19 protein-coding genes are annotated in these 17,394 nt (G+C 59.0%); 9 read left to right on the top strand and 10 right to left on the bottom strand.

The genetic code is table 11. The features are described from left to right. Nucleotides 1-201 precede the first annotated feature (201 nt). Nucleotides 202-879 (bottom strand): Crp/Fnr family transcriptional regulator, encoded by a 678-nt coding sequence (locus tag B5V03_RS15260; protein ID WP_129271090.1) that lies wholly within the window; start codon nt 877-879, stop codon nt 202-204. A 502-nt stretch (nt 880-1,381) separates the two neighbouring features. Here B5V03_RS15260 and B5V03_RS15255 point away from each other — a divergent pair. The 3 genes from B5V03_RS15255 to B5V03_RS15245 all read left to right on the top strand — a co-directional run bounded on the left by B5V03_RS15255 (nt 1,382) and on the right by B5V03_RS15245 (nt 4,225). Then, nucleotides 1,382-1,753, top strand: a complete 372-nt coding sequence (locus B5V03_RS15255) for a signal transduction histidine kinase (protein WP_129271089.1) — start codon at nt 1,382-1,384, stop codon at nt 1,751-1,753. A 559-nt stretch (nt 1,754-2,312) separates the two neighbouring features. Continuing rightward, on the top strand, nt 2,313-3,107 hold the full coding sequence (locus B5V03_RS15250) for an alpha/beta fold hydrolase (protein WP_129271088.1): 795 nt from the start codon (nt 2,313-2,315) through the stop codon (nt 3,105-3,107). Then, the gene (locus B5V03_RS15245) at nt 3,104-4,225 is read left to right on the top strand and encodes a PAS domain-containing sensor histidine kinase (RefSeq protein ID WP_129271087.1); all 1,122 of its coding nucleotides are present in this window, start codon (nt 3,104-3,106) and stop codon (nt 4,223-4,225) included. The genes B5V03_RS15250 and B5V03_RS15245 overlap by 4 nt, the downstream gene beginning before the upstream one ends. A 67-nt stretch (nt 4,226-4,292) precedes the next feature. Here the strand turns inward: B5V03_RS15245 and B5V03_RS15240 are convergent, their stop codons facing one another. Both B5V03_RS15240 and B5V03_RS15235 read right to left on the bottom strand, forming a co-directional pair. Continuing rightward, entirely contained in the window at nt 4,293-5,465 is a 1,173-nt protein-coding gene (locus B5V03_RS15240) for an AI-2E family transporter (RefSeq protein ID WP_028140616.1), read from the bottom strand. A 178-nt stretch (nt 5,466-5,643) separates the two neighbouring features. Next, entirely contained in the window at nt 5,644-6,681 is a 1,038-nt protein-coding gene (locus B5V03_RS15235) for an alpha/beta fold hydrolase (protein WP_129271086.1), read from the bottom strand. A gap of 174 nt (nt 6,682-6,855) precedes the next feature. On the opposite strand from B5V03_RS15235, the gene B5V03_RS15230 reads away from it, so the two are divergent. After that, nucleotides 6,856-7,092 carry a hypothetical protein gene (locus B5V03_RS15230; protein ID WP_164987917.1) on the top strand — a complete coding sequence of 79 codons (237 nt, stop codon included), beginning with the start codon at nt 6,856-6,858 and terminating at the stop codon, nt 7,090-7,092. A 973-nt stretch (nt 7,093-8,065) separates the two neighbouring features. Here B5V03_RS15230 and B5V03_RS15220 read toward each other — a convergent pair. Both B5V03_RS15220 and B5V03_RS15215 read right to left on the bottom strand, forming a co-directional pair. Further along, nucleotides 8,066-8,308: a hypothetical protein gene (locus tag B5V03_RS15220; RefSeq protein WP_129271083.1), complete on the bottom strand. Its 243-nt coding sequence runs from the start codon at nt 8,306-8,308 to the stop codon at nt 8,066-8,068. Between the two features lie 24 nt (nt 8,309-8,332). Continuing rightward, nucleotides 8,333-8,542, bottom strand: coding sequence for a cold-shock protein (locus B5V03_RS15215; protein WP_014493181.1), 210 nt, complete (start codon nt 8,540-8,542; stop codon nt 8,333-8,335). A gap of 1,034 nt (nt 8,543-9,576) precedes the next feature. Here B5V03_RS15215 and B5V03_RS15205 point away from each other — a divergent pair. Further along, a complete protein-coding gene (locus B5V03_RS15205; protein ID WP_245502223.1) occupies nt 9,577-9,720 on the top strand; it encodes a hypothetical protein in 144 nt (47 codons plus the stop codon). 110 nt (nt 9,721-9,830) lie between these two features. Here the strand turns inward: B5V03_RS15205 and B5V03_RS42305 are convergent, their stop codons facing one another. The 3 genes from B5V03_RS42305 to B5V03_RS15190 all read right to left on the bottom strand — a co-directional run bounded on the left by B5V03_RS42305 (nt 9,831) and on the right by B5V03_RS15190 (nt 12,136). Beyond that, entirely contained in the window at nt 9,831-10,028 is a 198-nt protein-coding gene (locus B5V03_RS42305; protein WP_129271080.1) for a hypothetical protein, read from the bottom strand. A 271-nt stretch (nt 10,029-10,299) separates the two neighbouring features. Beyond that, nucleotides 10,300-10,674 carry a response regulator gene (locus tag B5V03_RS15195; RefSeq protein ID WP_028149233.1) on the bottom strand — a complete coding sequence of 125 codons (375 nt, stop codon included), beginning with the start codon at nt 10,672-10,674 and terminating at the stop codon, nt 10,300-10,302. Nucleotides 10,675-10,969: 295 nt separating this feature from the next. Then, entirely contained in the window at nt 10,970-12,136 is a 1,167-nt protein-coding gene (locus B5V03_RS15190) for an ATP-binding protein (protein WP_433995335.1), read from the bottom strand. 1,274 nt (nt 12,137-13,410) lie between these two features. Here B5V03_RS15190 and B5V03_RS15175 point away from each other — a divergent pair. Beyond that, the gene (locus B5V03_RS15175; protein ID WP_245502222.1) at nt 13,411-13,653 is read left to right on the top strand and encodes a hypothetical protein; all 243 of its coding nucleotides are present in this window, start codon (nt 13,411-13,413) and stop codon (nt 13,651-13,653) included. Nucleotides 13,654-13,895: 242 nt separating this feature from the next. Further along, complete coding sequence (locus tag B5V03_RS15170) at nt 13,896-14,270, top strand: hypothetical protein (protein ID WP_129271078.1); 375 nt, start codon at nt 13,896-13,898, stop codon at nt 14,268-14,270. 889 nt (nt 14,271-15,159) lie between these two features. Here B5V03_RS15170 and B5V03_RS43030 read toward each other — a convergent pair. Then, on the bottom strand, nt 15,160-15,390 hold the full coding sequence (locus tag B5V03_RS43030; RefSeq protein ID WP_433995334.1) for a DUF6894 family protein: 231 nt from the start codon (nt 15,388-15,390) through the stop codon (nt 15,160-15,162). 849 nt (nt 15,391-16,239) lie between these two features. On the opposite strand from B5V03_RS43030, the gene B5V03_RS15160 reads away from it, so the two are divergent. Continuing rightward, complete coding sequence (locus B5V03_RS15160) at nt 16,240-16,542, top strand: hypothetical protein (RefSeq protein ID WP_129271076.1); 303 nt, start codon at nt 16,240-16,242, stop codon at nt 16,540-16,542. Between the two features lie 29 nt (nt 16,543-16,571). On the opposite strand, the gene B5V03_RS15155 is transcribed toward B5V03_RS15160, so the two are convergent. Next, nucleotides 16,572-17,033: a DUF6314 family protein gene (locus B5V03_RS15155; protein ID WP_129271075.1), complete on the bottom strand. Its 462-nt coding sequence runs from the start codon at nt 17,031-17,033 to the stop codon at nt 16,572-16,574. A gap of 122 nt (nt 17,034-17,155) precedes the next feature. On the opposite strand from B5V03_RS15155, the gene B5V03_RS15150 reads away from it, so the two are divergent. Next, on the top strand, nt 17,156-17,386 hold the full coding sequence (locus B5V03_RS15150) for a hypothetical protein (protein WP_129271074.1): 231 nt from the start codon (nt 17,156-17,158) through the stop codon (nt 17,384-17,386). Nucleotides 17,387-17,394 lie beyond the last annotated feature (8 nt).

The following is a 17,394-nucleotide window of genomic DNA, read 5'->3' as shown; positions in this document are numbered from 1 at the left end:
AACCCTGAATCGCCTGGAGAAATGATCGCGGACTTGCGACGGGATTTGTCAGTACGAAACCGAGTTGGGCCTCTGCCGGAACGAATGTCGGTGGCGCAACTTGGTAAGCACGACCGGATGCAAACGCCCCCCAAAGCATCCGAGGAAATGACGGCCTCATTGCGCCCCCACGCTCTGGGGCCGTCGCTTGGGACGGTCCCTCTAGTCGCGCTCTCTCAGCACAGGCTTCTCGTGCAACACCGCACTCAACAACGAGTTGTGGACTTCGATGTGGCCGTTATAACTGATGAGCCCCAATCTTCGAAACTTGTTCATGAAATAGCTGACCCGCGATCGTGTCGTTCCGATCATTTCAGCCAATGTCTCCTGATTGATGCTCGCGCTGATCGGCTGCGGACTGCCTTCCTTGCCGAAATTGGCGAGGAGCAACAGCAGACGAGCAAGCCGCCGTTCGCTGGAATTGAATAGCTGGTCGATCAGGTCCTCCTCGATCCGGCTAGTTCGGGTCAAGAGATACGAAATGAACAGCTGGGAGAATTTCGGCTCGTCACGAATAGCCGACATCATCGATTCTCTGGTTATCGATGTGATGACGCAATCTTCCATCGCCGTTGTCGTCGATATCCGCAGAGGGTGACCATTCATGCACCCCTCGCCGAAGAACTGACCGGGCTCGAGAATGGCGACGACTGCTTCTTTGCCCTGCTCCGAAACGACCGTCAGCTTGACCTTGCCGCTTTGAATGTAGAACACTGAGTCAGCAGGGTCGCCTTGCTGAAACACAAGCTGGTTCTTGCGAAACGTCAGAATGGCTTTACCGGTGCCCACCTTGGCGAGAAATTTCTGGGGGTCGAACATGTCCTTGGTCGACTTCGCCACGCGTGGACTCCCTTGGATCGACGAGACTTGCCCGCTTCGATCGATTCCCAAGCGAACGACTTTCTCGACCAAGCGACGAACAGCCGCTTCTTGCCGGCTGGAACTTGCGGGAGCGGACCCGTTGGGCAGACTTTACTCCTTGATTGTTCGCAATTCTAGGGAAGAGCCACTTTCCAAGCGGCGCGGCTCACTGTGCGCCCATCAGCGGGCGTTTTCGGTCATCTCAGACGAGGAGGCGCTGGCCCTGTGCGCGGCACGATCTTAAGGTGGAGCATAGAAGCCCGGCGGCGCGACGCGCTGGTCAATATAGCTCACCATGGAGAGGTTGACGGGATTATTGTAGAAGGCAGCAGCGACACGACTCTTTACTGAGTCTGCTTTGCATCCCTCGTTATTCGACCCTCCCATACCCATATCCTATACTGTGTCTCTGATCGTGCCAGCCGGCAGGAGAGTGGCGCCAGCTGCAGATATGAACAGTGGTCGACAATAGGAGGATGCCATGTCACTTGCGCAACTTCGGATCGATGACGGACCGCACACCATGGACGGGCTCCGGCTCATTGCGCGGGACGGCAACAAACAGGTCGAGGCGTTCATGAGTCGGAAAGTGATGGACATCTGGGCGGAATCTGTCGAGCATCGCGGAGGACGCCAAAGTCTTTTCCGAGGTCAATACAACGCGCTCGGAAGACTGAACCTGCCCGCACTGCAACGGATTGTGCGCGCGAAATACGAGCGAGGTATCGCGTTCAACCGGCAACATCCCTTCGTCGAGGTTCTGTTCTCTGACATCGCCGAAAGTGGCGAGACTTTGAATCTAAGTGAACTGGTTCGAGAGACACTGCCGCCGGCATTTCACAGGCTGACCTAGGATCCTGAACGCTGTGACCGAAGCGTACGCTCCCGGCTGTCCTAGATGGGTTCAGGACAATTACTTGCAAGTTGAGCAATATTGACCAGCGGGGGCATCAAGCCAGGTTCCATTATGGCTTCCGTAGCTCTTCAGTGAAGGAGAGCCAGCACGCCGCCTATCCATGGTTGATGTCATGCGGTCACTTCTGCGCAAGCGAACAGACAAACAAATCGGCTACAGCATCTCGCAACTTGTTCAATTGCGCCATCAGATGCTCCGGTTTGCTCGGACGCTCCCGCCGGGACCTGACCGGAATCAGCGGCGGCAAATCGCATCTTCCTTGCGAAGCCTTGCCAGACGCAAGCGGTGAACCGGCTGTCTCCAGCCAGCAAAGTCAAACATTGCAAGGCAAGACACGTTCCTCATGGCCTTTCTGATCCCGGGAGCGCACCGGGGTATCCCGCTGAGAACTCGAACGTCCAAACAGGTCCGTTTCCCCTCTAGGGCTCGCAAACCGGATTGCGCCCCGGCAACTGCGGAAAGCTTGCAAGAATGATGCATGATTCAAAGGGGTCGGATGGCAAATGTAATCGAACGGAATAACGTCCAGGTTCGTGGCGCGGGCGACAGGGCGATGGTCTTCGCCCACGGCTTCGGGTGCGATCAGAACATGTGGCGGTTCGTGGCTCCGGCGTTCGAAAAGGACTTCATGACCGTTGTGTTCGACCACGTCGGCGCCGGCGGATCCGATCTGTCGGCCTACGAGAGGGCCAAGTATTCGACCTTGTCGGGTTACGCCGACGACGTGGTCGAAATCGGCACCGAACTTGGTTTGAAGGATTCCGTCTTCGTCGGACATTCCGTCAGCAGCATGATCGGCGTGCTGGCCGCGCGACAAGCGCCAGGCACGTTCGGCAAGCTCGTGCTCATCGGCCCTTCAGCCCGCTACATCGACGACGAAGGATATGTCGGCGGGTTCAGTGCCAAGCAGATCGATGAATTGCTCGAATTTCTCGAATCCAACCACATGGGTTGGTCGGCGCAGATGGCACCTATGATCATGGGCAATTCCGACCGGCCGGATCTCGGTCAGGAGCTCACGAATAGCTTCTGCCGCACGGATCCCGATATTGCCAAAGCGTTCGCCCGAGTGACTTTCACCTCCGACAACCGTAAGGATCTCGCGGAGGTCTCCGTTCCGACCCTCGTCCTCCAATGCAGCGAAGACATCATCGCCTCCCAGGAGGTCGGCGAGTTCGTTGCCCGTAGTATCCCCGGCGGTCGAATGATCGTCCTGAACGCGACCGGGCATTGCCCGAACCTCAGTGCGCCCGACGAGGTCATCGCGGCGATTCGAGCCTTCGTCTCGTGAGCGTCTCCGGTCCAGACTTCGAGGACATGGTCAACAACGCCCCGTGCGGGTACGTCACCCTGCACCCGAACGGCCGCATTGAGCATGTCAACGCGACCTTGCTGGCGTGGAGCGGGCACCCGGCAGACCAGATGGTCGGCAAGCGTTTCACCGATTTCCTGACCATGCCAGGCCGCATCTACTACGAAACTCATATCGCGCCGCTGCTGCGGATGCAGGGCTTCTTCAACGAATTCGCTATCGACATGGTGACCGCTGCCGGTGAGCCGCTCCACATGATCGCCAACGCGAACGAGCGCCGCGATGCGGATGGAAAGCTGCTGCTGATCCGTCTGGCGTTGATCAAGGCGACCGACCGACGGCGCTACGAACAGGAGCTCCTCGCCGGCCGAGAATTGGCCATTGCTGCCGAAAGGGCGACGCAAGAAGTGCTGCTGCTCGAGCACGAAACCTCCGAACTGCGGGAACAGTTCATCGCCGTACTTGGTCACGATCTTCGCAATCCTCTCGCCTCCATCAGCGCCGGCGCGAGACTTCTCGGCCGTGCCGTGCAGAATGAGAAGGAGCAGCAGATCGTCGCCATGATGCAGACGACGGTCATGCGCATGGCCTCGATGATCGACAACGTCCTCGACTTTGCACGCGGTCGTCTGGGCGGCGGCATTACCCTGGAATACGATGCGAACGGACCGCTGGAGCCCGTCCTTGCCCAGGTGATCGACGAACTGAGGCTGGCTTCGCCCGGTCGCGTCATCGAATTCGAGTTTGCTGTCGACGGGCCGGTAAACTGCGATCGCATCCGCATCGGCCAGCTCCTTTCCAACCTGCTCGGCAACGCCGTGACGCATGGCACGGCCCACAAGCCCATCGCCGTTCACGCCGAGACGCGAAATGGATTGTTCGAGCTCTGGGTCGCCAATGCCGGTGAGGCTATTCCGCAAACGGTGATGGACAAGCTGTTCGAACCGTTCTTCCGCGGCAAGGCCCGAGCGAGCAAGCAAGGGCTTGGACTTGGGCTGTACATCGCCTCTCAGATCGCAAAGGCGCATGGGGGCGCATTGACCGTCGCATCGACACCCGCGGAGACCCGCTTTAGTTTCTCAATGCCGCTGGCGTAACCTGCATGCTGCAATGGCCGCCTTCCGATGGCGCGGTCCTCAATCTTCTCCCAAAAGCGACACCGGACTAGCCTTCGAGGACGTGCCCCAAAGCTCTTAGCGGACGCACGCGATCGCTGACGATCTTGAGGATGGCCAGCATTGGAACAGCCAGGATCGCGCCAGGCACGCCCCACATCCAGAACCAGAACACCAGCGACAGGATGACCAGCACCGGGTTCAGCGTGAAGCGTCGGGCAAGCAACATGGGTGTCAGGGTTTCGCCTTCGGCGAGGTGGATGCAGAAGTAGAGGGCCGGCGGCAGCAAGGCCCACCACAAGCTGTCGAAGCTCAACATTCCGGCCAGGAGGAAGATGACGGTGCCTAACAGTGGGCCCAGAATTGGAACGTAGTTGAGCAGGAAGGCCGCGGCTCCCCACAACAAGGGGTCTCCAAGCCCGCAGAAATACATCGCAACCGCCGTTGCAGCTCCCACCGCAGCGTTCATGGTAGTGATTGTGAGCAGATAGGCAGATATGTCCGCTTCGATCTGCTGGGAGATGTCCACCGCCTGCCTCTTGTCGCGAAAACTTGGGAGGACCTCGACGATACGTCGCAGAAAAACGTCGCCTGCGACCAGGAGAAAGTAGAGCACCAGAACCGTGGTAAACAGGCCGTCGATGACAGCCCGCGTTCCAGCGAAGAGCGCGCCGGTCAGGCCGAGATCGCTGCGGACCGAAACCGTGGCTCCCTTTTTCTCGGGAGCGTCAGCGACGTGCTCGGCCTGCTGGATGACTTTCTGCAGCGCTTCGATCGGGCGCTTTAGAACGACCAGATGAGTTTCGAGGCGAGGCAGGCCCTCCGGCAATTTCTCCGCCCAAGACGCTGCCGGTAGCGACAAGGCTGCCACGAAGCCCACGAGCGCTCCGACGACCACCAGGATCGCCAAGAGTGCTCCTATGGCACGCGGAAGACCTATACGCTCGAGCAGATGCACGACGGGGTGCAGAATGAGTTGCAGCACGAAGGCGAGCACCACGGGCAATATGATCGAGCTTGCCACATGGATGGCTGCGAGCACGGCCAGTGTTAGCAGGCTACCGAGAAAGAATGTCTGCGGGCTGGACGGCAGCGGCATTTCGATATCGTCGGCCGCCTGCGGTGGCGAGGCAGCCGGTTCCGGTACGCCGACATTCTGCCCTGGGGACCAGGGGGGCTCATGCGGCAACTTTGACAGCGAGACCACGACGCTTTTCTCCATCCCGATCCAGGGGCCTGCCCCAACCCGCTGAGTCAGCTTCGCACCGGTCGGAAGGGCGCGATGCGGCTGCAGGAGCCTCTAGCCGGATAAGCAGTCGGTCCGGCTGGACGGTTCGGCCGCGGCGGGCCTCTTCGCCAACTGAAGAATAAGGAGAACACGTGGCCCCGCCGGAGCGTTCCTAGGCGCTCGCGAACCGATGCGGCGCATTCCCGCCAATCTCGGTCTCGGCAGCGGCTTCATCGACGGCCGCCAGCAACCGAGCCGTGGCAGACTGTTGTATCATGTGCCCTGCCCCAGCGACGCGGTGCAGCTTGCTGTGAGTGACTTCGCCGTGAAGTCTGACCGATTGTTTGTTGATGTCGATGAGGCGATCCTCATCGCCGGCGATGATGATGATGGGCATCCTAAGTTGGTCATAGGTCTTGGACGAGGCGAATGCGGCGGGGATCATCAACGTTGCCTCCGCCGCGCTGGCACGCATCTGTGACGGTCGCAACGCCAACTCCTTGGGGAAGCCGACGAACTTGTCAGGGACTGGCCGCGGACCGAACATCTTGCGCAACATGGAAGGCCACAAGAGGCGGCTGACGATCGGCGAGATGGTGTGACTGATGGCATCGCCGATGCCGGGTATCGCTGACATCGAAGATGCCGCCGCGTCAGCACGAACGGTTGGAAAATAGTATCCCGACGCCAGCACCAAGGCTTCGACAAATGACGAATGTCTTGTCGCCAACGCAAGAGCGACCGCCGCACCCCATGAATGTCCAAGCACGATCGCCCGCTGAACGCTCAGACGATCAAGCGCCTTTCTGAACAGGTCTGCCTGTGCTTCCGGGGTCCAGATCACGTTTCGTGGCCGCGAGCTGTGTCCAAATCCGGGGCGGTCGAATACGATCACCCGAAACCTGTTGGCCGCGAGATCGATCAGGCCGCTTGATTCAAAATCCTGGATCATGCTGCCGTTGCCGTGCAGGAGCACAAGCGGACGCCCATTGCCACGTTCCACGTAGTGCAGTCGGACGCCATCGATCTCCAGGAACTGCCCACGAGGCGGGTTATCGCGTTCCGCTTTCTTGGCGACTAGCCCATTTACGATCGCTATGGCGCCGAGAAGCGAAGCCGCCCCAGCAAATGCCATAAGCGCGGGATGTCGCCGCAAGGCCGTGGTGTAGTCGGACCGGAGCGAGAGGGAGCGTGTTCGCGGGGATGCCATGTGCAGTACCTCAGGTGGCATGCACGATGACTCAGGCAAATTGAGAAATGTTGCAGGCTCATCCTCAACGGTCGTCGCCGAGTCTTCGTTCCAAACGCAACTTAGAGCGCCTCGTTGTCGCTCTCGCCGGTTCAAGAATACTCCGACTGACCAGCCCAGCGCTGAAGGCAAGAAATGATGGCATGGAACATGTCGACGTTGGTCTTGTTCAACATTGTTACTCTTACCGAGAAAGCGACTGGATCGATGGCAAACAACAAAAACCCGGATGAGAAGCAGCCCGGTGAAAATCCGAAAGGTAAGTACCACTACAATCCGGGAAATATGGCGGGAAAAACGCCCGGTGACGCGGAGCAGACTGACGAAAATCGGGGCGCTCCGTCTCGGCACAAAGAGAAGCCCGCCGAATAGGCCCGCGACTTTGCCCTCTTCGTAGCGCTCGCGGAATGAACCTGAAAGACCAACTCAGGCACCCTTCCGAGAACCGGCTCATCGCAAGACGCGCGTCCGACGATGAGCCATCCCGGGTGGATGGCGCAAGCTGAGGGGTCAGCTATCGCGCCATAGACCAATATGACAATCCCACGATGGGAGAGTTGTTCCTGTCAGAACGTGGCGAGGGCAAGCTCGTCCCGCCTCTGCCTGCGCTCCGAGACACAACTTGGCTGCCAGCGCCTAATGCCGCGATAGGTTCTTTTGCTGGCATGCGGTCGGTCTTTGAGGAGCCGCCTGCCACGCTTTCGCTGCACAATGGGAGTTCATATGAAAATGCCTGTTCACTCATCTGAAGAGCCCGAGCCGAGAGCACCACGCGCTGATAGACTGCCGATGGAAGGATTTGCGATCGTTGTCGACGGGCACTTCAAGTCAAGGTTTGATACCGCGGAAGCCGCCGAGTCGTCGGGTCGCGCACTTAAATCGACCTACCCGATGCTCCGGATCGAAATTTATGACGCCGTGACAAGGGCCCGAACCTTATTGGGCTGAGAAATCAACTCTCCGAGGATGCTCATCAGGAGCGGAAAGGGCCTCGCTCGGCAAAGAGCCGCATCGTCGAGCAAACGGTGACGAGTTGCCTTCGCTACGGAGCGAAAGCCGGCGCACTCGGAGACATGCAGTGGGGGCGCAATCGAAGACGGCCGCTGGACACAGCGAACTATCTAACGCAGGCGCCACGCTGCCGCTCACCGCGAGCCGTTGCTCGGAATCACAATTCAGGAAAAACAGTTGGCTGCGCCAGCCGAAATTAGAGCCATCGGTCTACGATGACTATCCAAGCCTAATCGGCGCAAGCCGCTGCCCATTGCCCTCACGTCTTACGACGGGCTTTGGTCGCAAGTCCGCTCCGGTATTACGAACCGCATCTGTCAGCATCTGACGGAGTTCAGCCTTCGTCTTGTGCGGTTGCCGCGTTGTCGATTTTTGCCAGTTTGTCATTCATTTTATATGGGGACGCCGGCGGAAATTGCCACTTTTCGTTCAAGCTGGATTTCGACGGCGACGAGAGCGGAAGGAAACCGGCATAGCGCGAAGCGCCATCTTCCTTGCGTTCTAAAAACAAACCCGCGGCCGTTAAACCGGTCGCGGGTTGCGAAGCCAGGGGCCCTGCCAGTACATCCGTGGTCAAAGCAGCATGGCATCCTATGCGCGCTTACGCGACGCGCAGATTCTCTGCTGCGGACTTGCCGGTCCGGCGGTCAGCAACGACGTCGAAGGACACCTTTTGTCCTTCATCGAGACCGCTCATGCCGGCGCGTTCAACCGCGCTGATATGAACGAAGACGTCTTGGCTTCCTTGGTCTGGTTGAATGAAGCCGAAGCCTTTTTGGCCGTTAAACCACTTCACAGTTCCCGTATTCATGGGTGATCTTCCTTTGGGATAGATGTTCGGAGCCGCGCTCGAGCGCGCAGCAAGCTAAGCGAGATCTGGAGGGAGGTCGTCAGTCAGGCGCGCTTCAAGCGGCAAGGCCAAGTCGTTCGGCCGAAACTCGATAATTGTCATATGGCTATTGCTTGTTCACTCCGCAAGTGGCCGTGGTGAGGGAGAGCCCGCGTCATTGCAAACACAAGGGGAGCTGGCAGTGGCCCCTTGCGGGTCAAGCACACGCGCCGTCCGCCGATGCTGCTGACAGCCGCACTCTCGAAGGGAACAAAGGGTGAGAAGGCGGTTTGAATCTGGCGGCAGAACCAGGAGACTGGGAGCCGCGAAGAAAAGCCGTTCGGTGTAACGCCCGGCGGCTTTTGTTTGATGGGCATCTCTCGATGCCTGTGACGTGTCGTCCCCCCGCCTCAAGCGAGGGCACCGAGTTGAGAAAGCACCTCACTGGGTTCTGCATGTCCAAGCGACCTCGCCGCACTTTTCCTCTGTGCGCAACTAGGACGAAGGAACACTCCGCCCCCAGTCGGTTTGGCTCCCCAAGCAGCATTTTTGTGATGCGGTGCTTTAACACTCGCGCGAATCGGAATTGGCATGGTTTCCGGCATAGTGGGGCTGAACAGATACTTCGCATTGATCGAGCGTCGAGTGCCCACGAAAGTGGGGACTTTCATTCGCTGGCTGCGAGGGCCATCCAAATTCTGGATCCGTGTCATTGTCGCGGGGATATTAATTCTCGGGGGCGTCTTCAGCTTCTTGCCCCTCTTCGGCCTCTGGATGCTCCCCCTTGGGCTTCTTCTCATCGCGCAGGACATGCCGATCCTGCAAAAGCCTCTCCTCGCCATGTTGCGATGGATTGAGCTGAAGTGGAAGTGGCTGAGGCGACGGTTCAGAGCGTCATAACGGCGACGGCCAATTGCGGAAGCAACCAAATGCGACCGTCCCACCCGCGGCGTCGGGGCAATCCCCCTATTTGGAACGTTGTGGCTAAGCTAGGCTTGGTCCAGCAGGAGGTCACCATGACCAAAACATCAGACCACGGCATCATGCGCGTACGCGGAGAAGACCAGCCGGCGGACAAGGAGCGTGCCCAACTGGCTGAAAAAATTGAACTTGGCCACACGCCCCCTGTGACTAAGGAAGAGGCGAACGACCGGGACTGAACGGCAAATATCGTGCGCAAGCGCGAGCGCTCGCCAGCAGGATCCCGCCAAATATCAGGCTGCTTTCTGCGGTCATAATGGCGGAACGTCCCGGATGCCCTCCCGTTCCTTCATTCCGGGGCCGGTAATCCGGGTGTGGACAGCCATTCGCTGATTTGGGCCCCGGTCTCCGCCTGCCGAGCTTTGCGGATTGTGTGTTCCCGCTCGATACCTGGCGGGAGCGATTTTGCCTTTTGACGAAGGGCTAGCCCGTGTTCGGCAAGGCGTTCTTCAAAGGCGGTGGTCTGCTTGAGACGGCGTCGCTGCATAGCGTGCTCCTTTTCCCAGGGAAGGCGGGAGCGCGACAGCGTTCTCGTCACCGACAGATGCCGAGGGCCGCGCGGTGATGCATCGACAGTAGCAATTTACTGTCCGACGCGCTGGTCAATACTGATCAGTTCGTGACAGTTGCTGGGACCAGCGCTCAACGCCCGCAAAAATGCCCGAAGCGAGTACAAACCGCGCGAGCGGATGGCCGTCGGATCGCTACAAAGGCCCCTTCAGCAACCTGTTGCGCCGGACAAGCAACGCTCTTCACGGTCAGGCAGCAAGCTCTCGGAGCGCCGAGATGATCGCCTCCGACGGGTACGGCTTGTGGAAGAACCTTGCCCCATCGGGCAGCTCAGAACCTTTGACGAGATGGCCCGAGACGATCAGGAGCCTGATCGGTGGCCATCTTTCGCGAACGGCTTCCGCGAGCCCAACGCCGTCCATCGAACCAGGCATCCTGACATCTGTGAAGACAACGCAGACATCCTGTCGGGCTTCGAGTATTCTGATGGCCTCATCGGCATTGCCGGCAAGCAGCGGATGCAGTCCCGCATCCTCGACGAGGTCGTTCGCCATCAAGAGGAGCATTGGTTCATCCTCGACGACCAAGACGCAACTGCCACGAGGAGAGCTTTGCTCTGGCATATTAGTCCTTTCTAATGCAGGAGACGTCACCGGCCGGGATATCCCGCAGTCACGCCTTTAAGCCATCGCAGCAGCCGGCGTTCCGAATGGCCGCTTCTTTTCTGATCAGTCTTTCTGGCGGACCCAATGCGGCTAACGGTTAGCGAGAGGTTTCGCCGTGCGCCGCCACGACTTCCGCCGAATGACCGCAGAACTCGCCTCGCTCGGCAATGTGCGTCCAGCGGCCTTGCCCGATCATCGCCGCGAGGTTAGCGCGTCGACGCCGCAAGCCCTTTCCATAAGGAAGCATGACTGGTCATTTGCGCGGCAGTCGGATTGAAAAGCGCGTGCCCGTTTGTTCGTTGGATACCACAGAGATCTCGCCGCCATGGGCTTCGACGATCAATTTCGCGATGTGGAGGCCAAGGCCAAGGTGGGTACTGTGCTCCGACGGGTCACCGACTTCCTGGCCTCGCGTCCAGGATTGGAAGATTGATTTTTGCGCATCAAGCGGGATCGAGGTTCCGAGATTGTGCACGTCGATGGCCATAGCATCGGGATCGTTACCTGCGACAGTCACCGTGATGGGCGACGCTGCGTCGCCATAATGGACTGCGTTGCCCATCAGGTTGGACAGCACCTGTCCAAGGCGGGCGGGGTCGCAGGAAACCAACGGATCGCCCTCCTTCGTGACCTCAAGTTTCCGATCTGGGTTGACGGCGCGAAACTCATCCGCGATTTCCTGGCACAAAGCCGCAACGTCGTTGTTGGTCTTTGTGACGGGGATTTGAGTGCCGAAGGACGAGCGGGTGAGATCGAGCAGATCGTTCAGAATTTGTGTCGCCCGCCCGGCCGCCAGCCTGATCTCGGAAACTACCCTGGCCTGCTTTGCGTCGGTTGTCCCAGATCGCTCCATCCACTGAGCGCCCATTGAAACGGCGCCGAGAGGATTGCGCAGGTCGTGGCCGAGGACGCCCAGAAACAGGTTACGCGACTCATTTATCGTCTTGGTATAGTGGGCCACCGACTCCGTCACGGCCTGATCGATCGCTTCGTTGAACCGCGTCAAGTCCTCGATATCGGTGTCCGCAAGGCTCCGATGGCGAGCAACCCACTGCTTGACGACGCTTGCGCGAAGCGCCCTGTATTCCGACACCATCTGATCGATGTCAAAGCCGTCGGCCAGACGCAGAGCGGCATGGAGTTCAGCCGCGCTTTGAGAAAAGGTGCTATCATTCGCGCCGTCGCCTCGCGATTTATCAAATTGCTCCCGCGGGGTTTGTGCGGCTTCGAGGTCGTCCGCCACGAACCCGAGAAGATCGACGATATGATCTTCCAGAGCCAACTTCGTCATCCGGTCGCTGGCCGGTGATAGAGTTCGAGCGAACTCCGTCCATTCCTTCACGATCGGAGCCTGGTTCTTTCGAATGAAGTCAGCCAGGCGTTCATATTTTGGCCGCTCAGTGGAATTGCTCAAAGCCACCCCCAACTAGATGACGCGAGACCAGATCCAGCGAACACCTCTGCTCGCTTCAATGCTTGGTGCTCGAGTTCCGATAGACTATCGAAACGCAGAACAGCCGTTCAGTGCCCGAGCGCACTTCTACGGCCAAATCCGGCCGTTGGCTTAGGAAGACGGATTCCTTGGCGATTCCAGTCAAGGTCTGCATTGCTTCGACTTCGGCGGCTTTCAGATTGGGAAGGGGAGACCTTCTTCGTCTGCAAAGAAATCGCGCCCACTTTGGATGTCAAAGAAATACCGATTCATGGAGCGCTCCACAAAATTGATCACATATTAGCCCGAACCTACCGGCGTCGTCGTTTGCCCGGAGGACTCCGACGCTGATGCGGCCCGTCGTCCTGTCCTCAGTATCGTTTTGACCCCCCATCTGAGGACCACCTCGTGCACGTCTTTGCAGAGGACCAACGGGTAGAAACCCCGGCGAGGCCCACATTGACAAGGCCTCAACCGTTCGATCTGTCCCGCCGCACGTTGCGGAATTCTTCGGGGCCCTTCATTAGCTTCCCCTTCCGGCTTGCCCTGTCTTCAGATGTCGCATCCGCATCGCCCATCCCGTCGATTGCGTCAGAGGCCAGCTCCTTTGCTCGGATCCGAGAGCTCTCATGCTTCGACTTCGGAGCTTGGCGGATAGACCGATCACGCAGGCCGTCCAGCGCCGTCTTCACCAGCAGCTGTATCGCTTCTGATCGGTTGGGCCTTCGCTTCTGCCTGAGTGCCCAAGCGTCAACCTGATCGAGAAGCTCACGCGTCAGCCTAACCGCCCGGCCTTGCTCACCTGTCGCCGCTGACGACTTCTGCGGAACTGCTTTTGACCTGGACATCTCTGACATCATTTGATTGGAGGGCGGTAACGGCGATGCCGCGGGCATGAGAGGCGGGAATCTGGCCATTTTTGCTCCCGTCTCGAGCTAATTAGCGCGGCCGCTTAGGGTTCCAGTGAACTCCTGCCACGACCGCCTGCTCATTGCACAGCTCCTTGCGCTGGTCTCAAACACGGCGAGGGAGCGACGGAGAGCAGTTGCCTTCCGGACCATTGCGACGGCAGCGCGTCTGACAGATCGACCGCTTGATATCAACTCTGCCCGAAAGACAGCGTGCACCTCCGGAGCTGCAATAGCTACAACTTTCTCGACCTCGCAGGGAGCGGACAGACCTTCGATTTAATCTCGCGAGCCCGATTTCACTGGCTATTGCCTGCTACGAAGTGCAGCGTTGTCCGAACAAGGAGGCTGGCCTTGAACGGATGCGCGTTCGGCAGCGAAACCGGTTTTGCAGAAGGGCGCCGTATGACGGATATCACCAAGGAAGCCCTGGATGGTGCCGCCGCGCGGCATCTCTCTGCTGGCTTCAACTTCCGTGCCTATACGCCGGACAAGATCGCGTACGATCTTATCCGTTGGGATGAAGAGTTCAGACGCGCCAATTACTCTCAACTGGTCGTAGCCGTGACGCTCTGGCAAAGCAGTTCGTCTGACTAGCACGAAGCCAAGAAGGCTCGTCGCGCGGCCTGAATGTGCAGTCGCGCGGAACGTCATTTCCACGGTCAATCTGAAGACATAAGGTTTGGCTAGAGGTTGGCAGATGCTGACCTTGAAGCTGCCCAGGAAGCAGCGACTTCCGAAGTCGTTGCGCATCGCCGTAATAGCAGCTCACGTGCCATCGGAAGGCGCAATCATAAAACTGGATTTTACCAACGTGCGTCAGCGGCGCCGGTGCACTCATGCGCTCACGAAAGGCAATATCACAAGGCGAAGCGCGGACCCGCTTCCTTCAAGGAATCGTTTTCGGCGCGGTGGCGACCATGGCGATTGGATTTGCCTGGGGCGGTTGGGTCACCGGGGATTCAGCTAGAGTCATGCGCGCCTCGGCGGAGACCAGCGGCCGGATGTCCGTTCTGGTACCGCTGTGCGTCGCTCAGTTTACAGCCGCGGACGGCGCTCTCGCGAAGTTCAAGGCGACCGGCCCTTATTCCCGGGAAAACGTCGTTGGCGAATTTGTGAAGAGTGTGGCGTCCACAAACATGGACTACTCATTCGCCAAGGCTTGCGCCACCGGCATCGAGACGGAGATTGGCAAGACGGCGACAAAGACCTGACGAGCCCATTCGGAAGCATGTGGTGAATTCTGGTGGTGCGGTGGGGTCGCTCGCACCCAATGACGGGCTAGGACACCTGTGGTCGCCGGACCTCTCCCGGCTGCATGTTGCGAGGACAAGACGTCTCCCGGTTTCGTGCGGTGTCGGTGAGGTTGAGCCGCTTGTTCGGCGATGCTTGCGAGTCCCGTCCGAATGGACATGAAGAGGCCGCCAACGGAGGCGCCTTGCATGTCCTGGCGTCACGACTAGCTGTGGGGCTTATCGCTGTTCTTCTTTACAGCGCTAGGGCTCGGGTTGAGCTTGCTCCAGTAGTGATTCAGAGTGGCGGTGATCGCCCTGTCACTCTTGTTTGCCCATTTCGTGCGAAAATCGACTATTCTCTTCACACTGATACGCACGCGAGCTGGACGTCGTCCCATCATGTTGGAGCTCGCAGACCCGGCGACCGCAGCCATTCGCTAATGTGCGAGCCAGTCTCCGCTTGCCGGGCTTTGCGGATCAATCGTTCGCGCTCAATTCCTGGTGGCAGCGATCTGGCCTCATCGCGCAGGCGAAAAGCTTCATACGCAAGGCGTTCTTCGGGGGACGTCGTTTGCTTGATGCGGTATCGTTGCTGCATGGCGCTGGCTCCAGTCCAAAGGAAGGAGGTGGAGCGCCTGGTGGCGTTCTCATCACCGATAAATACCTAGGACCTCGCGGTGACGAGTTTTGTTAACACGTGTGGCAGATCGAGGCTGAGCAAATTTGACCATCCGCCCTCGCCGAACAGCCACATCCATTTTGACTGGGAGGCGATACGGAGACAACGAAATCAGTTCAGGCAATAATTATCTCGGAACTAAGCGGCTGGAGCGGGGAACAGGCCGCGCCCGGCGTGTTGAGGCGGCCACTACTTCATTCTCCTGGATCCAACATGGATAAAGAAGATCGGCTTCCTCGTTTCGTTCACGACCTCCAGAGACCACTCCTGGCCAGGGCGAAACCTTCCATCGATGTCTTTGAAAAGCGCGCCCGCGTAGCTCGTTGCCTCGCGCCACGCTGCCTCGTCGTCCGGCAATTCTTCGCCCTGGGTGTCGATACTGGGTTCAACGTTGTGGACGTGAAAGAAGTATCTCGGCATGGGGGACAAGCCTGCACAGCCCAACCGAGTTCCAGGCAACTGCCGAATTCAAACGGGGCGACTGAATACAGGCACAGGCCAGTGCCATGGGTCGTATCAGAATCCTGATCCAGGATATGCGAGCGGCGCCGCGAGTCTCGTGTCCTGATTCCCTTTGAAAATTCCAGATGGTCGAGCCGTGCGCGCAGTGGTCATACCGGGCCAGTATCGTAGCCCATGGTCCGCGTCGCCTTGCAGCGCGTTCACGGAAATTGACACGCCATCGTCATTGGCCGTCCAGCAGATCGCGGATCGGCGCGCGATCAGTGCTTTCAGGATCGGTCTCGCGCCAGATGCAACCGCGTCGCCCCCCGAAGTCGTCCACACAAGGTAAGTGTCTGCTCGGTGCCGCGGAGCACATGGATTCGCATGCTAAGGCCCTGCCTTGACCTGGCGATATCGTGTCAGGTCGACCCCGCCAGGATTCGGGTCAGAGCCGGGTTCGATTTCGGTCGGGGCGATGTGGAGAGACCAGAACGGCTTGCTGTATTATTTTTTGCGAGCAAATACCCCGCGTCATCTTGTTGGTATTTGTGTTGGTATTGGCCGCAATCGGTAGCAAAAACTTTTATAAATTCAAATGGTTGTAATATTAGACGATTGCCGGCCAGGGGCACCAGCCTTCGCTGCTTCGCAGCTATGGCTGGGCGAGCCAGGCGCAACTCCGTCCATGCGAAGCTGCGAAGGCTGTCCCGCCGGAGCCTTGGCGAAGGCGGACTATCGCAGCAAAGCTCGGTCCCCCTCCCCTTCCAATCATCACATCTCCACTGTATAAACCGGTAGCTTCTTCCGTAACTCGAAGGAGCTCACATGAACGACCTGCACGCGTGGCTTTCGCAACAGCACCACGGCCTGCGCACCTTCCGGACATTCCAGCAAAAGCTCGAGACGCTCGGCCGGGACGATCCCGCCCAGCGTGGCCTGTGCCGTCTGCTCAGCGGTCTCGTCGGCAGCTATGTCGAGGCCTTTGACGAGGCCCCGCTGCCGGTCGAAATCGCCGACGGCGCCTATCACCGCCTGCTGACGCTGGTTGAGAGCATCGACCTTCATGGCGATTCCAGCCGGCGTCTCCAAGATATCAACCGCGTGGCGGAAAGCGAACTTTGGTGGTGAAAGGCAGCACGACCGTCGCCCCGGCTTGATCACGAGAAACGCGTGTAGGTCGTGTTCATCGTGTAGTCCTTGCCTGGACCCGACGCCACATGACGAACGACGAACGTGCCATCCGGCAGGAACATGTAGGCCGACTGATATTCGTCGCGCCTGCAAAGATGGCGCGCACGTCCGCTCAGCTCTCCTCCGGAAGATACGGACAGTGAGACCTCGTGAAAGAGCCGCGGCGGATCTTCCTTGAAGAAGACGTTGAAGCCTTCGTCGCTGTTGGTGAAGACATATTCGCGTTCGGCCTGCATAATGGTGCCGTTCGCAAGCTTCAGATACCCCTGCTCGCGATAGGCCAACTGCCCCCTGTCCAGTGGCGCGAAGATCGCGATACCCTGCATCGTAGCCTGGCCCTCGATGACCCGGTCGAGGGACCATGAGCCGATCAGCTTTTTCATGACTTCCGAGGCGTCACCCCAGCTATCGATCGTGGCTTCGTTCATATCTTCAGGCCTGCGCATTAACCGCCCGGTCCAGCCTTACGGACCGGCAGCTGAGAGTTCGACTTCGGCGAGCTCATACCTATATCCTCCACCAAAGCGTATGGATGCAGTGAGCAGCTTTGATGGCCAGGAGACGCACGACGGACGCGGGTGCCGACCTCCCCCGCTATTTCGTCTGGGTCCGGGGCCTCGAAGGTCCCGAGCCGCAGAAATGGACGGCGATGGATTTCGGCATCGGCGACTGGAAGCGGCCGCTCGTGCTGGCCTTTCTCGAATTGCCGGATGGCGAGCGGCATCTGCCGCTGTCAGCGCTGGCGCGGCGTTATCCGCCGCCGCGGGTTGACGTTCTGTAGGGCATGTC

The sequence above is a fragment of the Bradyrhizobium betae genome, assembly GCF_004123905.1.
GTDB lineage: Bacteria > Pseudomonadota > Alphaproteobacteria > Rhizobiales > Xanthobacteraceae > Bradyrhizobium > Bradyrhizobium betae_A.
Note: the sequence above shows the minus strand (reverse complement) of the source record. Positions and strands in the feature narration are given on the sequence as shown.